This is a genomic window from Lentzea roselyniae (assembly GCF_039537795.1).
In the GTDB taxonomy this organism is placed as follows: domain Bacteria; phylum Actinomycetota; class Actinomycetes; order Mycobacteriales; family Pseudonocardiaceae; genus Lentzea; species Lentzea atacamensis.
The window spans coordinates 268,556-287,696 of sequence record NZ_BAABBE010000003.1 but is presented as its reverse complement, the minus strand read 5'-3'; the positions used below and the strand labels follow the sequence as shown (position 1 = coordinate 287,696).

Below are 19,141 nucleotides of genomic sequence, written 5' to 3'. Positions count from 1 at the left end.
GGGTTCGCAATGGACACCACCCAGATCTGGCAGACGATCGACTCCGAACGCGCGGCGACGGCGGAGCTGCTCGCCGGCCTGTCGGACCTGGAGTGGACCTACCCGTCGCTGTGCGAGGGCTGGACCGTGCGCGAGGTGGCCGCCCACCTGACGCTCGCGCCGCACGCCACCATCGGCGGCGCGATCCGCGACTTCGCCAGAGCCAGAGGCAGCTTCAACCGCATGATCGACCAGACCGCACGCCGCTCGGCCCGCAGACCGACCGCCGAGATCGTCGCGGACCTGCGCGGCAGCGTCGGGGTGCACAAGCTCGCCCCTGGACAGAAGCTCAAGGACTGCCTGATGGACATCATGGTGCACACGCAGGACATGGCCCTGCCGCTCGGCATCGAACGCCACATGCCGGCCGAGGCCGCCATCGTCGCCGCGGACCACCTGTGGCAGATCGGTTTCCCGTTCCACGCGCGCCGCAGGCTGGCCGGGCACCGGCTCGTCGCCACCGACGCCGACTGGTCGACGGGCGAGGGCACCGAGGTCAGCGGCCCGATCGAGGCGCTGGTGATGTTGCTGGCCGGCCGCAGCGCCACGATCCCGAAGCTCACGGGCATCAGCGCCTAGAGCGAGCGCACCATCCTGCGGCACACGTGGACACGCTCGAACCGTTGCCGCATCTCGGTTTCCCGCTCGATCCGGGCGTGCAGGAACGCTCCTGCCGCCGTCAGCCCGTGCCTCGCGATGACCACGGTGCCGACCTCGTCGGCGGACGCGTGCACGTGCAGATAGCGTGAGGACTCCACGAACCCGTTGCGCGCGTACCACTCCAGCGCGGGCTTGTCCTCGCGGATCCAGGCGTCGAGAGTCGTGACGCCGCACCGCTCCAGCCGTCGCAACGCTTCCGCGAGCAGGGCCGTCGCGATCCCCCGCCCCTGATGATCGGGGTGCACCACCACGTTGTCGATGGTCGCCTCCGCGCCGGGCACCGACACGTCGAGCAGTCCGACCACCACGTCGTCGTCCACCGCGACGAGCTCCAGATCGGCCCGGCGTTTGGCCTGCCACACGTCGTCGTAGTAGCTCGTCGCGAGGAACCCCAGCACCCGACAGCGCAGCCACGACGGCTCGTCCGCCGAGTCGTAGTCCCGGACCACCGGCCGCTCGCCCGTCAGCGCAGGACTGCTCGACGCCCCCAACAGGTTCACTCGCCCGGTTCGTCCTCGCACTGCACCGACCACGTCTCCCCCAAACACGCTTCCGCCGGTCGTTGCAATTTCAAGGGTTCCTGATCGCAGCCCCGCTCGCACGTGGGTTTCGACATCACCGTTTGCCAGGAACATACTCGGTATGCATACTCGGTAGGCATGTCGGTCAAACACGGTCTGCTCGCGCTGCTGGAGCGCGGGCCCATGTACGGCTACCAGCTGCGGGCGGCGTTCGACTCGGCCACCGGCGGCACGTGGCCGTTGAACATCGGGCAGGTCTACACGACGTTGTCGCGCCTGGAGCGCGACGATCTCGTGGTCGCGCTGCCGGAGAACGATGGCCAGCGCCCGTACGAGATCACCGGGCAGGGCCGCGCCGAGCTCAGGAAGTGGTTCTCCTCGCCGGTGAAACGCGGCGACCGCCCGCGCGACGAGGTGGCGATCAAACTCGCCCTCGCGATCACCACCCCCGGCGTCGACGTGGCCAAGGTCGTGATGACCCAGCGGACGGCCACGATGCGCACGCTGCAGGAGTACACGCGCCTGAAGACCCAGCCCGGCGAGCTGCCGTGGCTGCTCGTGCTCGACGCGATGATCTTCCAGGCCGAGGCCGAGCTCCGCTGGCTCGACCACTGCGAGGCGAGCCTCGTGCGCTACGAGACCCGGGCCGTTCCCGAGCCCGCCGATGTCGAGGTGCCGAGATGACCGTCCTCGAACTGCGTGACGTCCACCGCGTCCACGGCACCGGCGGCACCGCCGTCAACGCGCTCGACGGTGTCTCCCTCATCGTCTGCCCCGGCGAGCTCGTCGCGGTCATGGGCCCGTCCGGCTCCGGCAAGTCGACGCTGCTGAACCTCGCGGGCGGCCTCGACAGTCCCACCAGCGGCCAGGTCCTCGTCGACGGCACCAGCCTGCAGTCCCTCTCCCGCAAGCAGCTCGCCACCTGGCGACGCAAGCGGATCGGCTACGTCTTCCAGGACCTCAACCTCATCGCGAGCCTCACCGCGGCCGAGAACGTCGCACTCCCCCTCGACCTCGACGGCGTCCGCAAGTCCCGCCAGCAGGCCGAGAAAGCACTGTCCGAAGTGGACCTCGACGGCTACGCCGACCGCTTCCCCGACGAGATGTCCGGCGGCCAGCAGCAACGCGTCGCCATCGCCCGCGCCCTGATCGGCGAGCGCCGCCTCGTGCTCGCCGACGAGCCCACCGGCGCCCTCGACTCCCGCACCGGTGAGGCGGTGCTCCGCCTGCTGCGCTCCAAGGTGGACGCCGGAGCCGCCGCCGTCCTCGTCACGCACGACGCCCGGCACGCAGCCTGGGCCGACCGCGTGATCTTCCTGCGCGACGGCGTGGTCGTCGACGTCTCGCAGCGCGACCAGCCAGAAGAACTGCTGAGCACCCCGTGACCGGATGGCGCGCAGCACTGCGCATCGCCCGCCGCGAGGCCCGCAGGTCCCGCGGCCGCACCGCACTGGTCGTGGCCCTGATCCTGGTGCCCGTCGCCGCACTCTCGTTCGCGGCGATCGTCCACGACTCGACCACGCTGACTCCGGCCGAGGAGTCGTCCCGCCGCATGGGCGCCGCCGAAGCCCTGGTCAGCTGGCCTCACCGCGGCCCGGTCATCCAGCAGCCGACCAGGGATCAGGCCATCCCGATCGGCAACGCGGACGGCCAGGAGCCGTCGGAAGAGCGCCTGAGAGCCCTGCTCTCCGGCGCCGCGCTCGTGCCGGTCGAACGCGGGGGCGTCAACTTCCGCACGACAGCGGGTATCGGCCGGGCGGGCGTCCGGCAGCTCGACCTGGCAAACCCGCTCACCCAGGGCCTGATCACGGTGCTGGAAGGCCGCCCGGCGGCCAGCGGCACCGAGATCACGTTGTCCCGCAAGGCGATGTCCCGCACCGGCGCCCAGCTGGGCGGCACCGTCACCACCGAGGACGGCCGTGTGTTCATCGTCGTGGGTGTCATCGAAGAACCCGACCGCCTCGACAACACCACCCTGGTGGCGCTGCCCGGCACCTTCGCGGGAACCGACCGCTCCTGGCTGGTCACCACGCCCATCGACTGGGCAAAGGTCAAGGAGCTCAACAAACTCGGCATCGCGGTGCTGTCCCGCACCGTCCTGCATCACCCGCCCTCCGCCGCCGACCGCTACCCGCAGTTCCGCGACGACCACGAGCTGAGTGCGGACGTCCTCGTCCTCGTCGCGGGCCTGGCCGTGCTCGAGATGTCCCTCCTGGCCGGCTCGGCGCTGGCCGTGGGCGCCCGCCGCCGCAAACGCGACCTGGCCCTCGTCTCCGCGGTGGGCGGCGCCCCGTCCCACGTCCGGCGCATCGTCGTGGCCGACGGCGTGGTCGTGGGCCTGCTGGCGGCGCTGGGCGGCGTGCTGCTGGGCGTACTGGCCGCCGTGGCCAGCCGCCCGCTGATCGAATGGCTCCTGGCAGAACGCTTCGGCGCCCAGCGCTTCTACCCCTCCGCCCTCGCCGCCCTCGCCCTGCTCGCCATCGTCACCGGCGTACTGGCGGCCCTGGTCCCGGCCTGGATCTCCTCCCGCCAGGACGTCGTGACCGCTCTCGCGGGCCGCAAGGGCATCACCAGATCCCGGCGCCGCTGGCTGTTCCTCGGCCTGACCCTCATCGCCGCGGGCGTGGCCACGGGCGTCGTCAGCGCGATCGGGATGCAGGTGGCCGGCATCCTCATCGCACTGATCCTCACCGAGGTGGGCCTGGTCCTCTGCACCCCGGCCCTCCTGGGCCTGCTGGCCAAAGCCGGCCGCTGGCTCCCGGTGGCCCTCCGCATCGCCCTGCGCGACGCCTCCCGCAACCGCACAGCCGCCGCCCCAGCCATCTCGGCGGTCATGGCCGCGGTGATCGGCGCGGTGGCGGTCAGCGTCATCCTGACCTCCCAGTCCCAGCAACAAGCAGCCCAGCTGGCGGGCAACATGGGCGACGTGACCGTCTACCGCCCGGACGACGTCACCAAGCCCAGCACCACCACCATCCCGCCGTCAGTGGCCACCGCCATCCGCAACACCATGCCGGTCGCCGAAACCCACGAGATCAAGCTCCTGGCGTGCGACGGCGGCCCGTGCTTCGCCCACATCCGCCCACCGGTCGACCGCGAATGCCCCTACTCCCCGGACGTGCTGGACCGCGAGCCCACCGAGGCCGAACAACAGTCGGCGCGGGCCGACCAGCGCTGCACCGGCGTGGGCCGCACCCACCGCTACTTCGGCAGCTTCAGCAGCCCGAACGGCTTCCTGGCGGTAGCCACCCCAGACGCCGCGAAGACCCTCCTGCACCTGCACCCCGACGAGGTGGCCGCGGCCCAGAACGCCCTCCGCGATGGCAGAATCGTCGTGAACGACCCCAACCTGCTGGCAGACGACAAGGTCCTCCTCGCCACCGGCACCCGAGCCACCACCATCCCGGCCCCGGGCCACGCCACCCCGAACCGCGACCGCGCCCCCATCGCGATGATGACCGAGGAAACGGCCAGATCCCTGGGCTTCGACGTCTCGACGTCCACCGTGTACGCCACCACAACCCGAATGCCCACCGAGGCAGAACAAGACGCCCTGACCGCAGCCCTGGGCGGCGAGTACGAGGTGCACGTGGACCGCCCGACAGAATCCGACGTCCAGCAGGCCCTCGGCATCCTCGGCCTGGTGGCCGGCATCATCACCCTGGCAGCCGCCGCGCTGGCCACCGGTCTGGCCGCGGCCGACGGCCGCCGGGACCTCACCACGCTGGCCGCGGTGGGCGCCACCCCCACCCTCCGCAAACTCCTGTCCCTGAGCCAAGCCGGCGTGATCGCGGGCACCGGCGGCCTCCTCGGCACAGCGGCAGGCGTGGGCTCAGCCCTCGCCCTCCTGGCCGCGCTGAACGTCGGCTACACCAAGATCTGGCCCCAACCAGCCCTGAACCCGCTGACCATCCCCTGGCCCAACATCGCCATCTCCCTGCTGGTGGTCCCAGCGGTGGCAATGCTGGGCGCGGCCCTTTTCACCCGTTCCCGCCTGCCGATCGAGCGGCGCGAATAGGCTGCGCCCGTGACAACCTTCGCGATAGTGCACGGCGCAGGCGATGTGGGCTGGTCATGGCACCTGGTAGCAGAAGCGCTGCAAGCCGAGGGCCACACCGTGATCGCCCCGGACCTCCCCACCGAGGACGAGTCGAAGGACCTGACGGACTGGGCGTCGACCGTGGTCGACGCCCTCCCGTCCACTTCGGACGTGGTGGTCGTGGGCCACTCGTTCGGCGGCCTGGTGGCCCCACTGGTGGCCGCGGAGATCAACGCCTCGGCCCTGGTCCTGGTGACGGCGATGCTGCCGCGCCCGGGCGAGGCCCCCGGTGACTGGTGGACCAACACCGGCTACACCGACAGCGGCCTGGAAGACCAGTTCTGGCACGACGTTCCGCCCCACCTGGCGGAGGAGTCCCAGAAGCGCGAACGGGACATGTCGGAAACCGCCATGTCGAAGCCGTGGCCACTCGACGCGATGCCAGCGGTGCCAACGCATTTCATCCTGTGCACAGAGGACCGCTTCTTCACGCCGGAGTTCATGCGGCGAGTGGTGGCCGACCGCCTGGGCGTGGAATCGGTGGAGCTGGCCGCGGGCCACTGCGCTCAGCTGAGCAAGCCGACAGAACTGGCAGCCCTGCTGGCCACCTACGCAGCCTGAAGCCCGAAGGCGAGGCGAACGCGAAGGCGAAGCCGAGCCCGCCAATGCCGAAGGCGAGGCCCACCAACACAACGCCGGTGGTGGTCCCGTCACGAGTCGCGCCCGATCGTTGGCCGCGCCAGAGGGGTCAGGTCAAGTCGACACGCTTTTCGTCGACTTGACCTGACCCCACGGACCCCAAGCGCCCCAAACGAAAGGCCCCCGGGGGAACACCCCCGAGGGCCCATCGCAACAACCAGAACCCTACTTCGACTCGTCCTCCGAGCCAGGCAGCTGAACGTCCTCCACAGGCTTCCCGCCCTTGGTGGGCGCAGGCAGGAGCTGATCCAAAGCCGCCCCGGCAATCCGCCGGAACGCCCTCCGAGGCCGAGCCCTCTCCAGAACCGCGATCTCCAGCTTGTTGGCGGGCAGCAACTCCGGCCCACCATTACCGGTGGAGGGCGAGCCGGCGGACAGAGCCTTCACCGCGACCGGCACAGCCTCCGCCAACGACAACCCGTCGGCGAACGACTCCTTCAGCGCGGTGTTGGCGGCGTCCACGGTGCCACCCATCACGATGTACTGCGGCTCATCCACAATGGACCCGTCGTACGTCAACCGGTACAACGTGTCCGAGTCGGCGGTGTCCCCGACCTCGGCCACGCAGATCTCCACCTCGAAGGGCTTGATCTGCTCGGTGAAGTAGGTGCCGAGGGTGGTCGCGTAGACGTTCGCGAGAGACCTGGAGGTCACGTCACGCGGGTCGTTCTGGTAGCCGCGCACGTCGGCGAACCGGATGCCCGCCTGGCGCAGGTTCTCGAACTCGCTGTAGCGGCCGACGGCGGCGAAGCCGATGCGGTCGTAGATCTCCGAGACCTTGTGCAGGGTGCTGGAAGGGTTCTCCGCGACGAACAGAATGCCGTCCGCGTACTTCAGCACGATGACGCTGCGACCCCTGGCGATGCCCTTGCGGGCGTACTCGGAGCGGTCGCGCATCACCTGCTCTGCCGATGCGTACAGCGGCATCGTCATGGGTGGTGCTCCTGACGTCGAACCTGATGGGGACTCAGCCTGAGGGGCGGGACCGGCGGCCTTCGACGACCGCGTCGGCGACCGTGGCCACCTGGGACTCCGGGATCTCGACGGCGCCGTCGGGGCCGTTGATCGTGACCACGACCGGGTAGAGCTTGCGGACCGGGTCCGGGCCGCCCGTCGCCGAGTCGTCGTCGGCCGCGTCGTACAGCGACTCGATGACCGAGCGGATGGCGGCGTCGACGTCCGCGTCCGGGTCGTAGAGCTTCTTGAGCGCCGACTTCGCGAACAGCGAGCCGGAGCCGACGGCCTGGTAGCCCTGCGACTCCTCGTAGCGGCCGCCGGTGACGTCGTAGGACACGATGCGGCCCGCGCGGTCCGAGTCCGTGGCCGAGGTGTCGTACCCGGCGAACAGGGGCACCACGGCGAGGCCGGCCATGGCCGCGTCGAGGTTGCCCCTGATCATCGCCGAGAGGCGGTTCGCCTTGCCGTCGAGCGACAGCGAGACGCCCTCGATCTTCTCGTAGTGCCGCAGTTCGACCGTGTACAGCCGCACGATCTCGATCGCGATGCCCGCCGTGCCCGCGATGCCGACGGCCGAGTGGTCGTCGGTCACGAAGACCTTCTTCATGTCGCGCTGGGCGATGACGTTGCCCATCGTCGCGCGCCGGTCACCGGCGATCACGACCCCACCCTTGTAGGTGGCCGCGACGATCGTCGTCCCGTGCGGGGCCTGGACGGTCCCCTCCGGGAGCTTCCGTGCGCCAGGCAGCATGTCGGGTGCCTGCGCCCGCAAGAAGTCCGTGAACGACGACGAGCCCGGCGTCAGGTACGCCGGAGGCAGCGCCGCGGCCGGGTAACGCCCGGTCGAGCTGTGGTCCATGTGTTGGTTGTTCTCCCGTCCCCGAAATGGTCAACAGGCCCCCGAAGGCCTACTGGCCACCCTTTTGCACGTATGCGCGGACGAAGTCCTCCGCGTTCTCCTCGAGCACGTCGTCGATCTCGTCGAGGATCGCGTCCACGTCCTCGCCGAGCTTCTCGCGGCGTTCCTGACCCGCTCCGGCAGCGCCCTCGGCACCGTCGTCGCCGTCGCCACCACCCTGGCGCTGCTTCTGTTCCTGGGACATCTCGGCCTCCCGCTAACTCGCCTGACAAGAACACTACCCAGCGGCACCGACAAAAATCCTGAGCCACTCGGGTAGACGATCACCCGCGAGTGAGCGCGTCCACCAGTTGCTCGGCGGTGTCAGAGGCCTCCAGAAGGGCTCCGACGTGCGCTTTCGTCCCGCGGAGCGGTTCGAGCGTCGGGATTCGCACGAGGGATTCTCGACCCAGATCAAAGATCACCGAGTCCCAGGATGCGGCCGCCACCGAGGTGGGGTAGCGCTCCAGGCACCGGCCGCGGAAGTACGCACGCGTGTCCTCCGGCGGAGTGGTGATGGCCGCGCGCACCTCCTCCTCGCTGACCAGGCGCTTCATCGAGCCGCGCGCGACCAGGCGGTTGTAGAGGCCCTTGTCCAGCCGGACGTCGGAGTACTGCAGGTCGACCAGGTTGAGCCGCGCGGAGCCCCACGCGAGGCCGTCGCGCTGCCGGTAGCCCTCGAGCAGCCGCAGCTTGGCCACCCAGTCGAGACGGTCGGCGCACTCCGCGGGGTCGCGGGCGAGCGCGTCGAGCACCTCGCCCCACACCCGCAGCACGTCGCGGTCGCCGATGCCCTCCTTCTCGATGAAGGCGGCGGCCCGCTCGTGGTAGGCGAACTGCACGTCGAGGCCGGTGAACTTGCGGCCGCCGGTCAGCTCGACCTTGGTCTTGAGGGTCGGGTCGTGGCTGATCTGGTGCACCGCGCGGACCGGGTCGACCATGCGCAGGTCGTCGAACCGCATCCCGGCCTCGATCATGTCGAGCACGATCGACGTGGTGCCGAGCTTGAGGTACGTCGAGTACTCGGCGAGGTTCGCGTCGCCGATGATGACATGCAGGCGGCGGTACTTGTCCGCGTCCGCGTGCGGCTCGTCGCGCGTGTTGATGATGCCGCGCTTGAGCGTCGTCTCCAGGCCGACCTCGACCTCGATGTAGTCCGAGCGCTGCGAGAGCTGGTAGCCCGCCTCCTCGCCGGACGGGCCGATTCCCACGCGGCCGGAACCGGTGATGACCTGGCGCGACACGAAGAACGGCGTGAGGCCGGCGATGACGGCGGTGAACGGCGTCGACCGCTGCATCAGGTAGTTCTCGTGCGTGCCGTACGACGCGCCCTTGCCGTCGACGTTGTTCTTGTACAGCTGCAACCGCGGTTGACCGGGCACGGTGGCGGCCTTCATCGCGGCCTCCTCCATCACCCGCTCCCCGGCCTTGTCCCAGATCACCGCGTCACGCGCGTTGGTGACCTCGGGCGCCGAGTACTCGGGGTGCGCGTGGTCCACGTAGAGCCGCGCGCCGTTGGTGAGGATGACGTTGGCCGCACCGAGGTCCTCGACGTCGGAGTCGGCGGGGTGGCCGCCGGGGCTGCCCAGGTCGAACCCGCGCGCGTCGCGCAACGGCGACTCCACCTCGTAGTCCCACCTGGCCCGCCTGGCGCGCGGTATGTCCGCCGCCGCCGCGTACGCGAGCACCACCTGTGTCGAAGTGAGCACCGGGTTCGCGGTCGCGTCGCCCGGCACCGCGATGCCGTACTCGACCTCGGTTCCCATGATCCGCCGCATACGCAACACCTTATGACCTGACCCCGGCAACAGCGTGAGGGGAGCTTCGCGTTGAAGCTCCCCTCACCCTATTCACCCGGACGCCAGTCCTGCCGCCGGGCGAATGCGGGACGCGCCGCGAGACGGCCCGAAAGCGGCCAGGACAGCCAGCACGACGACCGCCACCGCGCCTATGACCAGCGGCAACACGACCTTCAGGCCGGGCAGCGACATGTCGATCCCGGTGGACAGGATCGCGACTTCCGCGTAGGCGAACCCGAGCACGCCGCCGCCGATCACCCCGACCAGGGCCAACATGATCGCTTCAGCGATGACTCCGCCCTGCAGTCCGCCCCTAGTGACACCCAAGGCGCGCCTGAGTGCGAGCTCCTTGCGGCGTTCCTGGACCGAGATCGTCAGCGCGGTGCCGATACCGGTCACGGCGACCGCCACGGACAGCCCGAGCAGCACCATCATCAGCACGGTGCCGAGGTGCATGTACCGGTCCGCCTCCGCACGCTCGTCCGCGTCGGTCCGCACGACGACCGTCGGGTTGTTCGGCAGTGCGGCCTGCAGGTTCGCCCGGAACTGCGCCTGATCGGCCCCCGGCTTCAACGCGACCAGCACCTGCTCGGCCGGTCCGGAGGTCAGGCCGCCGATGATCGTCGCGTAGCCGGTGACGCTGCCGGGCAGAGTCCCGACGATCTTGTACTGCTTGCCGTCGCTCTCGATGAACGGCCTGTCCTGCCAGTGCGGCGGGACCAGCGCCGTACCGGCCGTGAGCTGCTCGCCCCCGGACACGTTCTGCGCCTTCAGCCACGCCTTGAACTGCTCGGGATCGACGCCGGACCCGTTCTCGGCCTTGTGCAGCACCACACTGGCGGCCACCTCGGGCTGGGCGGGGATGGCCGGCAGCGGCCGTTCCCCCGCGTCCACCACGGTCGCGTCCGGGCGTTCCTCGTTGGCGAACGTGTCGGCCATGTCCTGCGCCCCGCCCAGCACGACGAGGAAGAACGTCACCATGGAGCTGGCCAGCAGCAACGGCAACGCCACCGACGCGGACCGCTGCGGCATCCTGCGCACCTCGGCACCGGCGAGCTTCCACTGCGTGCCGCCGATCTTGCCGAACAACCGCGCGATGAACGGCACGGTGACCGGGCCGAGGATCCAGAACAGGCCGGTCACCGCGGCGATCGCGGAGAACGTGACGGCGAGCGGTGCCCCGGACGTGCCCTTGGCCGCGATCGCCACCAGTGCCAGCAGTGCCGCGCCGGCGGTGAACAGCAGACCGAACACCAGCCGCAGGCGCCGGACGGACTTCGGCGGCACCTCGTTCTCCGCCTCACGCAACGCGGCGAGAGGCGATACGCGCGCAGCGTTGATCGCAGGCCGGACTGCCGCCATCACGCTCAATACCGCGGCAACGACAACTCCGAGGATCACGTAGCCGAGCGACGGCAGCAGCTCCGGGCTGAGCTGCACCGCGCCGAACAGCGCGGAGACACCGGTGACGTCGAACGTCCTGGCCAGCAGCCACGCCGTCGGCCCGCCCAGCAGCGCACCGCCGACACCGGCCAGCGCACCGGTCAGCAGCGCCTCGAACAGGCTCCTGCGCACCAACGGCCCGCGCTGGGCACCGATGCACCGCAGCAGCGCTGTCTGGCGCTGACGTTGCGCGTAGACCGCACGGAACGTCGCCGCCGCCACGAACACCGCCGTGGCCAGCGCGAGCACGCTGAACGGCAGGAGGATGAAGGTCAGGTCGTTGCCGACCTTGTCGGCGTCAGGAGCCGGATCCCGCACGAGATACGCCGGGCCGGCCGCACTCGCGACGGCGTCACGGGCACCGCCGATCACCCACACCGCTTGCGTCTCCGATCGCGGGTCGAGCTTGCGGGCGAGGTCGGGGCCCGCGACCAGGATCGGCCGCGAGTCGATCCCGCCCTTCTTCATGACACCGCTGACCGTGACCTCGAAGGGCCTGCCGTCCGCGGCGGCGAGGTTGATCTTGTCCCCGGGCTTGAGGCCGCGTTCGTACGCGGTGATCTTGTCGACGGCGACCTCGTTGCCGGCGGCCGGCGCCTTGCCCTCGGCCAACGGCCAGCGCACCAGATCCGGCTGCTGGACGTGCACCTCAGCCCGGTGCTCCCCCGCCCGGCCGCCGGCGTCCAGCAGATCCGCGCGCACCTCCTGCACCGGCACTGCCCTGCCGACCGCGGAAAGCCTGGTCACCAGCGCGTCGTCGAGCTTCGGGCGGTTCGCCTCGACGGTGTCGGAGCCGTACTCGGAGGGCTGGACGTCCACCACGTGCCCCACGGCGGACGGTGTGAGGGGTGCGCCCTCGTCGACCGACCTGGAGAGCGCGTCGCTCAGCACCAGGGCGGCCAGCAGGCAGGCCACACCGACGACGAGCGCGACGCCGGGCAGCAGCGCGCGACCCGGCCGGGCGCGGAACTCGGCGACGCCGAGCCGCAGGGAAGTGGACACGAATCCTCCTCGGTGACGTCTGACGGTCACGAAGGTAGGAAGGGAGACGATCAGCGGGCGTCGGACTGGGGTAGCAAGCTCGCGTACGACCACAGGAGGACACGGGGATGATCAACCTGTACGACGAGAACCGGTTCGTCATCGGCACGGTCTCGCGGGAACGCATGCGTGCCGAGAACCTGTGGCACGGCTGCGCGACCATCATCGTGCGGTCGGTCGACGGCTCGCGTGTCTACGTGCACCGCCGCACCGACACCAAGGACATCTTCCCCGGCCTTTACGACTGCACCGCCGGCGGCGTGATCGACGCGGGCGGGAACCCCGGCGAGGCCGCCGAGCGCGAGCTTCGCGAGGAGCTGGGAGTAGAGGTCCCGCTGAAGAAGCTGTTCATCTCCAAGTACGTCGACGACCGCACGCGCTACCACGTGTGGGTCTACGAGGCACGCACCGACGGCCCGTTCACCCACCAGCCCGAGGAGGTGGCCTGGGGCGGGTGGATGGACCTCGACGAGCTGCGCGTGAAGATCGAAGACCCCGACTGGCCGCTGGTGCCGGACGGCCGGGCGATCGCCGGGGAGTGGCTGCGCCAGGTCAGTTCCAGCTGAGCCCGGCGCGGGTCTGCCAGTACTGCTCGGCCGGCTCTGCCAGGTCCGGCAGGTCCACGTCGATCCGCATGGCGTCCACATTGGACTTGAGCTGCTCCGGGCTCGCCGCACCGGACAGCACGACGTCCACCCACGGCTGCCGCACGATCGCCGCCAGCGCGACCGCGTCCGGCCCGACGCCCAGCGCTTCCGCCTGTGCCGCAACCGCTTGCGGCGGCTGCACGACGAGCCTGCCGTTGGCCACGCCCTCCTTGATGATCACGCGCAGCCCGGCGTCGTGCGCCTCGCGCAACGCCTCGCCCGCCGACGTTTCGAGAACGTTCCAAGTGGACTGGACGGACCGGAAGATGCCGAGTTCCAGCGCCTTGCGGATGGCGTCGGCCTGCCGCGGGCCCGACGTCGAGAAGCCCAGCGGCACCCCGATCTCGACCATCGCGTCCTGCAGGGCGCGATCGGAGAACAGCGGACTGTCGGCCGTGAGCGAGTGCACCTGGTAGAGCGCCACGCGTGGCAGGAGCGCCGAAGTCTCCTGCCACTGCTGGGTGAACCGGGCGAGCGAGTGCTCCTTGACCTCGTGCACCTCGGCGTCGGGCCGCCAGTCCGCCGTGTAGGCGTAACCCCACTTGCTGGAAACCGTCACATCGTCGTGGCCCGGCAGCCACGACGACAGGAAGTCCTCCGACAGCCCGTACGACCGGGCCGCGTCCACCCACCTGATGCCCAGCTCATAGGCCGTGTCGAGGACCAGGTGGCACTGCGCGCGCATGGACTCGACGTCGCGCACGGCCGGCAGCGCGCCTTCACGCCCCAGGTTGATGTAGGCGGGACGACCGAGCGAGGCGAGACCGAGCGCGAGGTGAGCCATGCCGTCAACGGTAGATCACCACTGGTCGGCGGAGCGCACGATGTCGCGCACCCAGACACCGGCGGGCTTGAGCTTGCCGGTGCCGCTGAACGACGTGCCCGAGCAGGTGCCCTGCTGGAACACCGCGCCGGAACGCTTGTCGTCCGAGAAGTTCCAGTTCGCCCAGGAGATCTTCTTGCGCTTCATCAGGTCGATGAACTTCTGCGTCATGGCGAAGTCGTTCGGGCCGTCGCCGGTGGCCTCCTGCGTGCCGAACTCCGTGACGAACACCGGGACCTTGCTGGACACGCGGTCGAGCACCGAGACGTAGTCGTCGCGGTGGTCCTTCGCGTAGAAGTGGAACGAGTACATGAAGTTCATGGCGTTGACCTTGTTGTTCAGCACCACCGACGGATCCTGCTTGTCGGAGTGCCCGAACGTCGACCAGCCGTTCGTGCCCGAGATGATCAGGCTGTCCGGGTCCTCCGCGCGGATGACCGGGATCAGCTGCTCGGCGTAGGACTTGATCTTCGGCCAGGACACGCCGTTCGGCTCGTTGGCGATGTCGTAGATGATGTTCGTCTTGTCCTTGTGCCGCGCCGCGATCTCCTTGAAGAACGTCTTCGCCTTGGCCGTGTAGACGTTCGGGTCGCCGGGGTCGAGCTGATGCCAGTCGACCAGCACGTAGAGGCCGCGCCTGGTGGCCTCCTCGATGTAGCTGTGCATCAGGTCCGTGAACTTGCGCGGGTTCGTCTCGTAGCCGCCGTCCTTCGCGGCGATGTACATCGCGACGCGGACGATGTCGGCCTTCCAGTCGTTCGTCAGCGCGTCCCACCACTGGGACTTGTTGCAGCCGTTGAACCACTGGATGCCGTGCGTGCTCATGCCGCGCAACTGGATGGCCTTGCCGTTCTTGTTGCACAGCTGGACTCCGCAGACCTTCAGCTGACCGTTGACCGCCGCGGGCGAGCCCGCCGGCAACGCGGCAACAGCGGTACTGGCGGTCGTCACACCGGTCAACGGGAGCACGACCGCCACACCGAGCACCGCCACAGATCTCTGCCAAGCCATACAGCTTCCCCTCTCGGACTGGCGGCGGTGTTGTGAAAGGTATGGACGTCCACGAAGAGCGTCAATCGGATCGCCGCCGAACTGTCCCAAAAGGCAAGTGGCACAACGGCGAACGGCGGCCCCGAAGGACCGCCGTTCACGTGACCCGCCGGGGTCGGTCTAGCGATTTGCCCTGATGTGGTTGCGCACCCACTTGCCGGCGTCCTTCAGCGGACCCTCGCCGGCGAAGCTGTTGCCGGAGCAGGTACCGCTCTTGAACACCGCGCCCGTGCGGTGGTCGTCGGAGAAGTTCCAGTTGGTCCACGAGATCTTCTTCGAGTTCATCAGGTTGATGAACTTGTTCGCCATGGTGAAGTCGTTGGGACCGTCACCCGACGCCTCCTGCGAGCCGAACTCCGTGACGAACACCGGCACCTGGTTCGACACCGTGTCCAGCGCCCTGAGGTAGCTGTCGCGGTGGTCCTTGGCGTAGAAGTGGAACGTGTACATCAGGTTCGAGGCGTTGACCTTGTTGCGGCTCACCTCGTTGATGTCCTTGCCGTCGGACAGGCCGAACGTCGACCAGCCGTGCGTGCCCACGAGCACCAGGCTGTCCGGGTCCTCCGCGCGGATGGTCGGGATGACCGCCTCCGCGTAGGACTTCACCCGGGACCACGACACGCCGTTCGGCTCGTTGGCGATGTCGTAGATGATGTTCGTCTTGTTCTTGTGCCGCGCCGCGATCTCCTTGAAGAAGGTCTTGGCGCGACTGGTGTTGTGGTTCGGGTCGCCGGGGTTCAGCTGGTGCCAGTCGACCAGCGCGTACATGCCGCGCTTGGTCGCTTCCTCGATGTAGCCGTGCACCATGTCGGTGAACTTGCGAGGGTTGGTCTCGTAGCCACCCTCCTGGATGTACATCGAGATCCGGAGAACATCGGCCTTCCAGTCGTTCGCGAGCGCGTCCAGGGACGCGGTCTTGACGCACTGGGAGTACCACTGGATGCCGTGCGTGCTCATGCCGCGCAGCTGGACCTGCTGGCCCGCCTGGTTGCACAGCTTCACACCGCAGACCTTCAGCTGGCCGTTGACCGCCGCGGTAGAACCCGGCGGCAGCGCGGCAGCGGAGACGTCACCCTCGGGTGCGGCAGCGACCGAGCTGCCTGCCATCACACCGGTCAGCGGGAGCACGACTGCCGCGGCGAGCGCCACCACAGACTTCTGCCAAGCCATTCAGCGTCTCCTCTCGGACTGCTGGCGGCGGATTAGTTAGGTAAGTTTCCTTACCGATTAAAGGTATGGATGACCATAAGGGCAGTGTTTCGGTGCGTCAAGCGTCTCGTCGCAGAAGAGTCACTGTTCCGGTACCGAGCGTCACCACTACGTAAATGAGCAAACATGTGACGGCGGCCAGCGGGGTCAGCGGCGCGTTCTCCACGATCCCGGCCACCTCGTACACCAGGTACGGCACCATCACCGCCGAGGCGTCCGTGTTCCACGGGTCCGGCAGCATCGGGGTGATCGCCGGCAGACCCCACAGCAGGACGCCGACCACGACGATCGCGACCGCGGTGGACCGCAGCGCCAGCCCCAGCCCCAGGCCGATCAGGCCGGTCACCACGATCGACAGCACCGCCGCACCGAACCACGGCAGCACGTCGGCAGGCCCGTTCCAGGGCGCGACCGGCGGCGGCCGGTCCCCCATGATCAGCCAGCCCGCGCCGATGCTCAGCGCCAGCGCGGCGGCACCGATCACCGCGGCCGCCGCGGTGACGAGCACGGTCTTGGCGGCCAGCAGGCGTTTGCGGTCCGGCACGGCGGTCAGCGCGGTCAGCCTCGGGTCGGAGGTGGCCACGAGCGCACCGAGCGCGGCGACGCAGAACTGCACGACCGGGTTGATCACCACGCTGGCGTCGGCCGAGGCGAACTTCATCTGCTCAGCGGCCGGCGACGTGTCGTAGTCCTGGACCATCAGCCACGACAGCAGCGCGCCGCACGCGACCATCAGACCGATGGCGGAAACCAGGCCGAAGGGCGCCCGGACGGTCCGGAGTTTCAGCCACTCCGCGGCGAGCGCGTTCTTCACAGCCCCCTCCCGCTGGTCAGCTCGAGGTACGCGTCCTCCAGGGACCCGTTCCGCGTCAACGCTTCCATCGGTGTCTCCTTCACCAGCTGTCCTCTTGCGACGATCACGACGTGGTCGGCGGTCAGCGCCATCTCGCTCATCAGGTGACTGGAGACGAAGACGGTCCTGCCCTCCCTCGCGAGTCCGCGCATAAGGTCGCGGATCCAGCGCACGCCTTCGGGGTCCAGGCCGTTGACGGGTTCGTCGAACATCAGGACCTGCGGGTCGCCCAGGAGCGCCGCCGCGACGCCCAGGCGTTGCTTCATGCCGAGCGACAACGTCCTGATCCGCTTGTGCCGGACGCCTCCCAGCCCGACCTGCTCCAGCAGCTCGACGGCACGCTGCTCGCCGATCCCGTTGCTCGCGGCGAGCCAGCGCAGGTGGTCGAGCGCCTTGCGGCCGTGGTGCACCGCGGCCGGGTCGAGCAGCACTCCGACGTGCCGCAGGGGCTGGCCGAGGTCCTGGTACCGCCTGCCGCCGACCAGCGCCTCACCCTCGGTGGGCCGGTCCAGTCCCACGATCATCCGCATCGTCGTGGACTTGCCGGCGCCGTTGGGCCCCAGGAAACCCGTGACCAGTCCGGGTTGGACGGTGAACGACAGGCCGTCGACGGCTGTCGTGTCGCCGTATCTCTTCGTCAGGTTCCGCACCTCGATCATGTGGAAGAGAGTCGGCTGTCGCCGCCGTCAGCGGATCGGACCTCGGGCCGAACCCCGGAATCGGACCGTGGTCCGAGGCGTGCGGGTCCTCCGCTCGTTACCGTCGGTCCCGTGATCGCAAGACTGCACCTCTACCTGGTCGACGCGGCCGCCGCGGCGGTGATCGCGGTGCTCGTGGCGTACGGGATGCTCGAAACGCAGGACAAGCCGTGGTGGCTGGTCGTGCCGTGCACCGCCGTGATCGCCCTGCCCGTCACCGTCCGCAGGCTGTGGCCCGTGTCCGCGCTGACGCTCACCACAGCAGCCACCGTCGCCGTGGTGATCGGCCAGGTGCTGCCCGTCCAGGCGCTCGGCGCGCCGGTGGGGGCGGTGTGCTTCGCCCTCTACACCGTGGCCGTCGAACGCACCCGGACGTGGTCGCTCACCGGGCTCGTGGTCGCAGTGGTCGCGATCGGCGGCGTCGGCGGAGGCGAGCCGGAGAACATGCTCGCCGTCACCGCCGCGATGGGCGCGGTGTGGGTGATGGGTTACACGACCCGGTTGCGAACGTCGTTCCTGCGGCGCGAGTCGTCGCAGCGGGCCGAACAGGCGTTGACCGACGAACGCATGCGCATCGCCCGCGAGTTGCACGACGTGGTGGCGCACAACCTTTCTCTCATCGCCGTGCAGGCCGCCAACGCCGCACACGTGCGCTCACCCGAGCACGCGTACGAGGCGTTGAACGTGATCTCCGAGACGAGCCGGGCCGCCCTGACCGAGATGCGCGGCCTGCTCGGCGTCCTGCGCTCCGACGCCGACCTGGCGCCCTCCCCCGGCCTCGACGGGCTGGCCGATCTCGCCGACCGGGCGTCGCTGGCGGGCGTGCGCGTCGCGCTGGACGTGCGGGGCGACTCCGTTGTGCCGGAAGGGGTCGGACTGTCGGCGTACCGGATCGTGCAGGAGGCGCTGACCAACGTGGTGAAGCACGCGGCGCCCGCCTCCTGCACCGTGCTGGTGGAGGTGGAGCCGGCGTCGGTGCGCATCGAAGTGGCCGACGACGGGCCGGGAGTTCGGGAGCTGGGTGTGGGACACGGGTTGATCGGCATGCGCGAACGCGTGGCGGTGTACGACGGCACGTTCAGCGCGGGCCCCGGTGTGGACGGCGGATTCCGGGTCGCGGCGGAGCTGCCGATCCGATGACCAGTGTGCTGATCGTCGACGACCAGGCCTTGCTGCGCGCGAGCTTCCGCCTGCTGGTCGGCAACGAACCGGACCTGACGGTGGTGGGCGAGGCCGGCACCGGAGCCGAAGCGGTGTCGCTCGCTTCTTCTTTGCGGCCCGACGTCGTGCTGATGGACATCCGCATGCCGGAGATGGACGGCATCGAGGCCACGAGGCTGCTGTCCGGGCCGCGCGTGCTGGTGCTGACGACGTTCGACCTGGACGAGTACGTGTTCGGCGCGTTGCGGGCAGGCGCCTCGGGTTTCCTGCTGAAGGACACGCCACCGGCCGAGCTGCTCGCCGCGATCCGGGTGGTGGCGGCGGGCGAGTCGCTGCTGTCGCCGACCGTCACGCGGCGGCTGATCCGGGAGTTCGTCCGGCAGCCGTCCGCGCCGGCGGTCAAGGGGCTGGAAGTGCTGACCGAGCGGGAGAAGGAGGTCCTGCTGCTGATCGCCCGCGGGCTGTCCAACGCGGAGATCATGGCGCGGCTGCACGTCAGCACGGGCACGGTGAAAACGCACATCGGGAACCTGCTGTCGAAGCTGCACGCGCGTGACCGGGCGCAGCTGGTGATCGCGGCCTACGAGTCCGGCCTGGTCTGAGA

General features: G+C 69.5%; 18 protein-coding genes and 1 pseudogene. 8 read left to right on the top strand and 11 right to left on the bottom strand.

All coding sequences use genetic code 11. From position 1 onward, the window contains the following. Positions 1 to 9: 9 nt before the first annotated feature. Positions 10 to 618: a maleylpyruvate isomerase family mycothiol-dependent enzyme gene (locus tag ABFX45_RS06815; protein ID WP_346128409.1), complete on the top strand. Its 609-nt coding sequence runs from the start codon at positions 10 to 12 to the stop codon at positions 616 to 618. Here the strand turns inward: ABFX45_RS06815 and ABFX45_RS06810 are convergent. Then, positions 615 to 1,199 carry a GNAT family N-acetyltransferase gene (locus ABFX45_RS06810; RefSeq protein ID WP_346128407.1) on the bottom strand — a complete coding sequence of 195 codons (585 nt, stop codon included), beginning with the start codon at positions 1,197 to 1,199 and terminating at the stop codon, positions 615 to 617. The genes ABFX45_RS06815 and ABFX45_RS06810 overlap by 4 nt on opposite strands. Positions 1,200 to 1,358: 159 nt before the next feature. On the opposite strand from ABFX45_RS06810, the gene ABFX45_RS06805 reads away from it, so the two are divergent. The 4 genes from ABFX45_RS06805 to ABFX45_RS06790 are packed head-to-tail and all read left to right on the top strand — an operon-like array spanning position 1,359 to position 5,880. Then, a complete protein-coding gene (locus ABFX45_RS06805) occupies positions 1,359 to 1,904 on the top strand; it encodes a PadR family transcriptional regulator (protein ID WP_109640221.1) in 546 nt (181 codons plus the stop codon). Further along, positions 1,901 to 2,605, top strand: a complete 705-nt coding sequence (locus ABFX45_RS06800; protein WP_346128404.1) for an ABC transporter ATP-binding protein — start codon at positions 1,901 to 1,903, stop codon at positions 2,603 to 2,605. Before ABFX45_RS06805 ends, ABFX45_RS06800 begins: the two co-directional genes overlap by 4 nt. Continuing rightward, complete coding sequence (locus ABFX45_RS06795) at positions 2,602 to 5,238, top strand: FtsX-like permease family protein (RefSeq protein WP_346128402.1); 2,637 nt, start codon at positions 2,602 to 2,604, stop codon at positions 5,236 to 5,238. The genes ABFX45_RS06800 and ABFX45_RS06795 overlap by 4 nt, the downstream gene beginning before the upstream one ends. Positions 5,239 to 5,247: 9 nt before the next feature. Continuing rightward, positions 5,248 to 5,880 (top strand): alpha/beta fold hydrolase, encoded by a 633-nt coding sequence (locus tag ABFX45_RS06790; RefSeq protein ID WP_346128400.1) that lies wholly within the window; start codon positions 5,248 to 5,250, stop codon positions 5,878 to 5,880. 243 nt (positions 5,881 to 6,123) lie between these two features. On the opposite strand, the gene prcA is transcribed toward ABFX45_RS06790, so the two are convergent. The 5 genes from prcA to ABFX45_RS06765 all read right to left on the bottom strand — a co-directional run bounded on the left by prcA (position 6,124) and on the right by ABFX45_RS06765 (position 12,057). Next, a complete protein-coding gene (gene prcA, locus ABFX45_RS06785; protein WP_109640225.1) occupies positions 6,124 to 6,891 on the bottom strand; it encodes a proteasome subunit alpha in 768 nt (255 codons plus the stop codon). A 34-nt stretch (positions 6,892 to 6,925) separates the two neighbouring features. Continuing rightward, positions 6,926 to 7,774, bottom strand: a complete 849-nt coding sequence (gene prcB, locus ABFX45_RS06780) for a proteasome subunit beta (RefSeq protein ID WP_346128398.1) — start codon at positions 7,772 to 7,774, stop codon at positions 6,926 to 6,928. A gap of 49 nt (positions 7,775 to 7,823) precedes the next feature. Then, positions 7,824 to 8,018, bottom strand: coding sequence for a ubiquitin-like protein Pup (locus tag ABFX45_RS06775; protein WP_109640227.1), 195 nt, complete (start codon positions 8,016 to 8,018; stop codon positions 7,824 to 7,826). A 79-nt stretch (positions 8,019 to 8,097) separates the two neighbouring features. Then, positions 8,098 to 9,591 (bottom strand): depupylase/deamidase Dop, encoded by a 1,494-nt coding sequence (gene dop / locus ABFX45_RS06770; protein ID WP_109640228.1) that lies wholly within the window; start codon positions 9,589 to 9,591, stop codon positions 8,098 to 8,100. Positions 9,592 to 9,663: 72 nt separating this feature from the next. Beyond that, the gene (locus ABFX45_RS06765; RefSeq protein ID WP_346128395.1) at positions 9,664 to 12,057 is read right to left on the bottom strand and encodes an FtsX-like permease family protein; all 2,394 of its coding nucleotides are present in this window, start codon (positions 12,055 to 12,057) and stop codon (positions 9,664 to 9,666) included. A gap of 107 nt (positions 12,058 to 12,164) precedes the next feature. Here ABFX45_RS06765 and ABFX45_RS06760 point away from each other — a divergent pair, with 107 nt between their 5' ends. Beyond that, entirely contained in the window at positions 12,165 to 12,662 is a 498-nt protein-coding gene (locus tag ABFX45_RS06760; protein ID WP_346128393.1) for an NUDIX domain-containing protein, read from the top strand. Here ABFX45_RS06760 and ABFX45_RS06755 read toward each other — a convergent pair. The 5 genes and pseudogenes from ABFX45_RS06755 to ABFX45_RS06735 form a co-directional block, all read right to left on the bottom strand. Beyond that, positions 12,649 to 13,527 carry an aldo/keto reductase gene (locus tag ABFX45_RS06755; RefSeq protein ID WP_109640231.1) on the bottom strand — a complete coding sequence of 293 codons (879 nt, stop codon included), beginning with the start codon at positions 13,525 to 13,527 and terminating at the stop codon, positions 12,649 to 12,651. The genes ABFX45_RS06760 and ABFX45_RS06755 overlap by 14 nt on opposite strands. 15 nt (positions 13,528 to 13,542) lie before the next feature. Beyond that, a complete protein-coding gene (locus ABFX45_RS06750) occupies positions 13,543 to 14,577 on the bottom strand; it encodes a glycoside hydrolase family 5 protein (RefSeq protein ID WP_346128391.1) in 1,035 nt (344 codons plus the stop codon). Positions 14,578 to 14,736: 159 nt separating this feature from the next. Next, positions 14,737 to 15,786 (bottom strand): glycoside hydrolase family 5 protein, encoded by a 1,050-nt coding sequence (locus tag ABFX45_RS06745; protein ID WP_109640233.1) that lies wholly within the window; start codon positions 15,784 to 15,786, stop codon positions 14,737 to 14,739. 97 nt (positions 15,787 to 15,883) lie between these two features. Then, positions 15,884 to 16,639, bottom strand: coding sequence for an ABC transporter permease (locus ABFX45_RS06740; RefSeq protein WP_346128388.1), 756 nt, complete (start codon positions 16,637 to 16,639; stop codon positions 15,884 to 15,886). A gap of 50 nt (positions 16,640 to 16,689) precedes the next feature. Continuing rightward, positions 16,690 to 17,337: pseudogene (locus tag ABFX45_RS06735) on the bottom strand (ABC transporter ATP-binding protein); the annotation flags it as partial. Between the two features lie 111 nt (positions 17,338 to 17,448). Here ABFX45_RS06735 and ABFX45_RS06730 point away from each other — a divergent pair. Next, on the top strand, positions 17,449 to 18,516 hold the full coding sequence (locus ABFX45_RS06730; protein ID WP_109640236.1) for a sensor histidine kinase: 1,068 nt from the start codon (positions 17,449 to 17,451) through the stop codon (positions 18,514 to 18,516). Beyond that, complete coding sequence (locus ABFX45_RS06725; RefSeq protein WP_109640237.1) at positions 18,513 to 19,139, top strand: response regulator; 627 nt, start codon at positions 18,513 to 18,515, stop codon at positions 19,137 to 19,139. The genes ABFX45_RS06730 and ABFX45_RS06725 overlap by 4 nt, the downstream gene beginning before the upstream one ends. Positions 19,140 to 19,141: the final 2 nt, after the last annotated feature.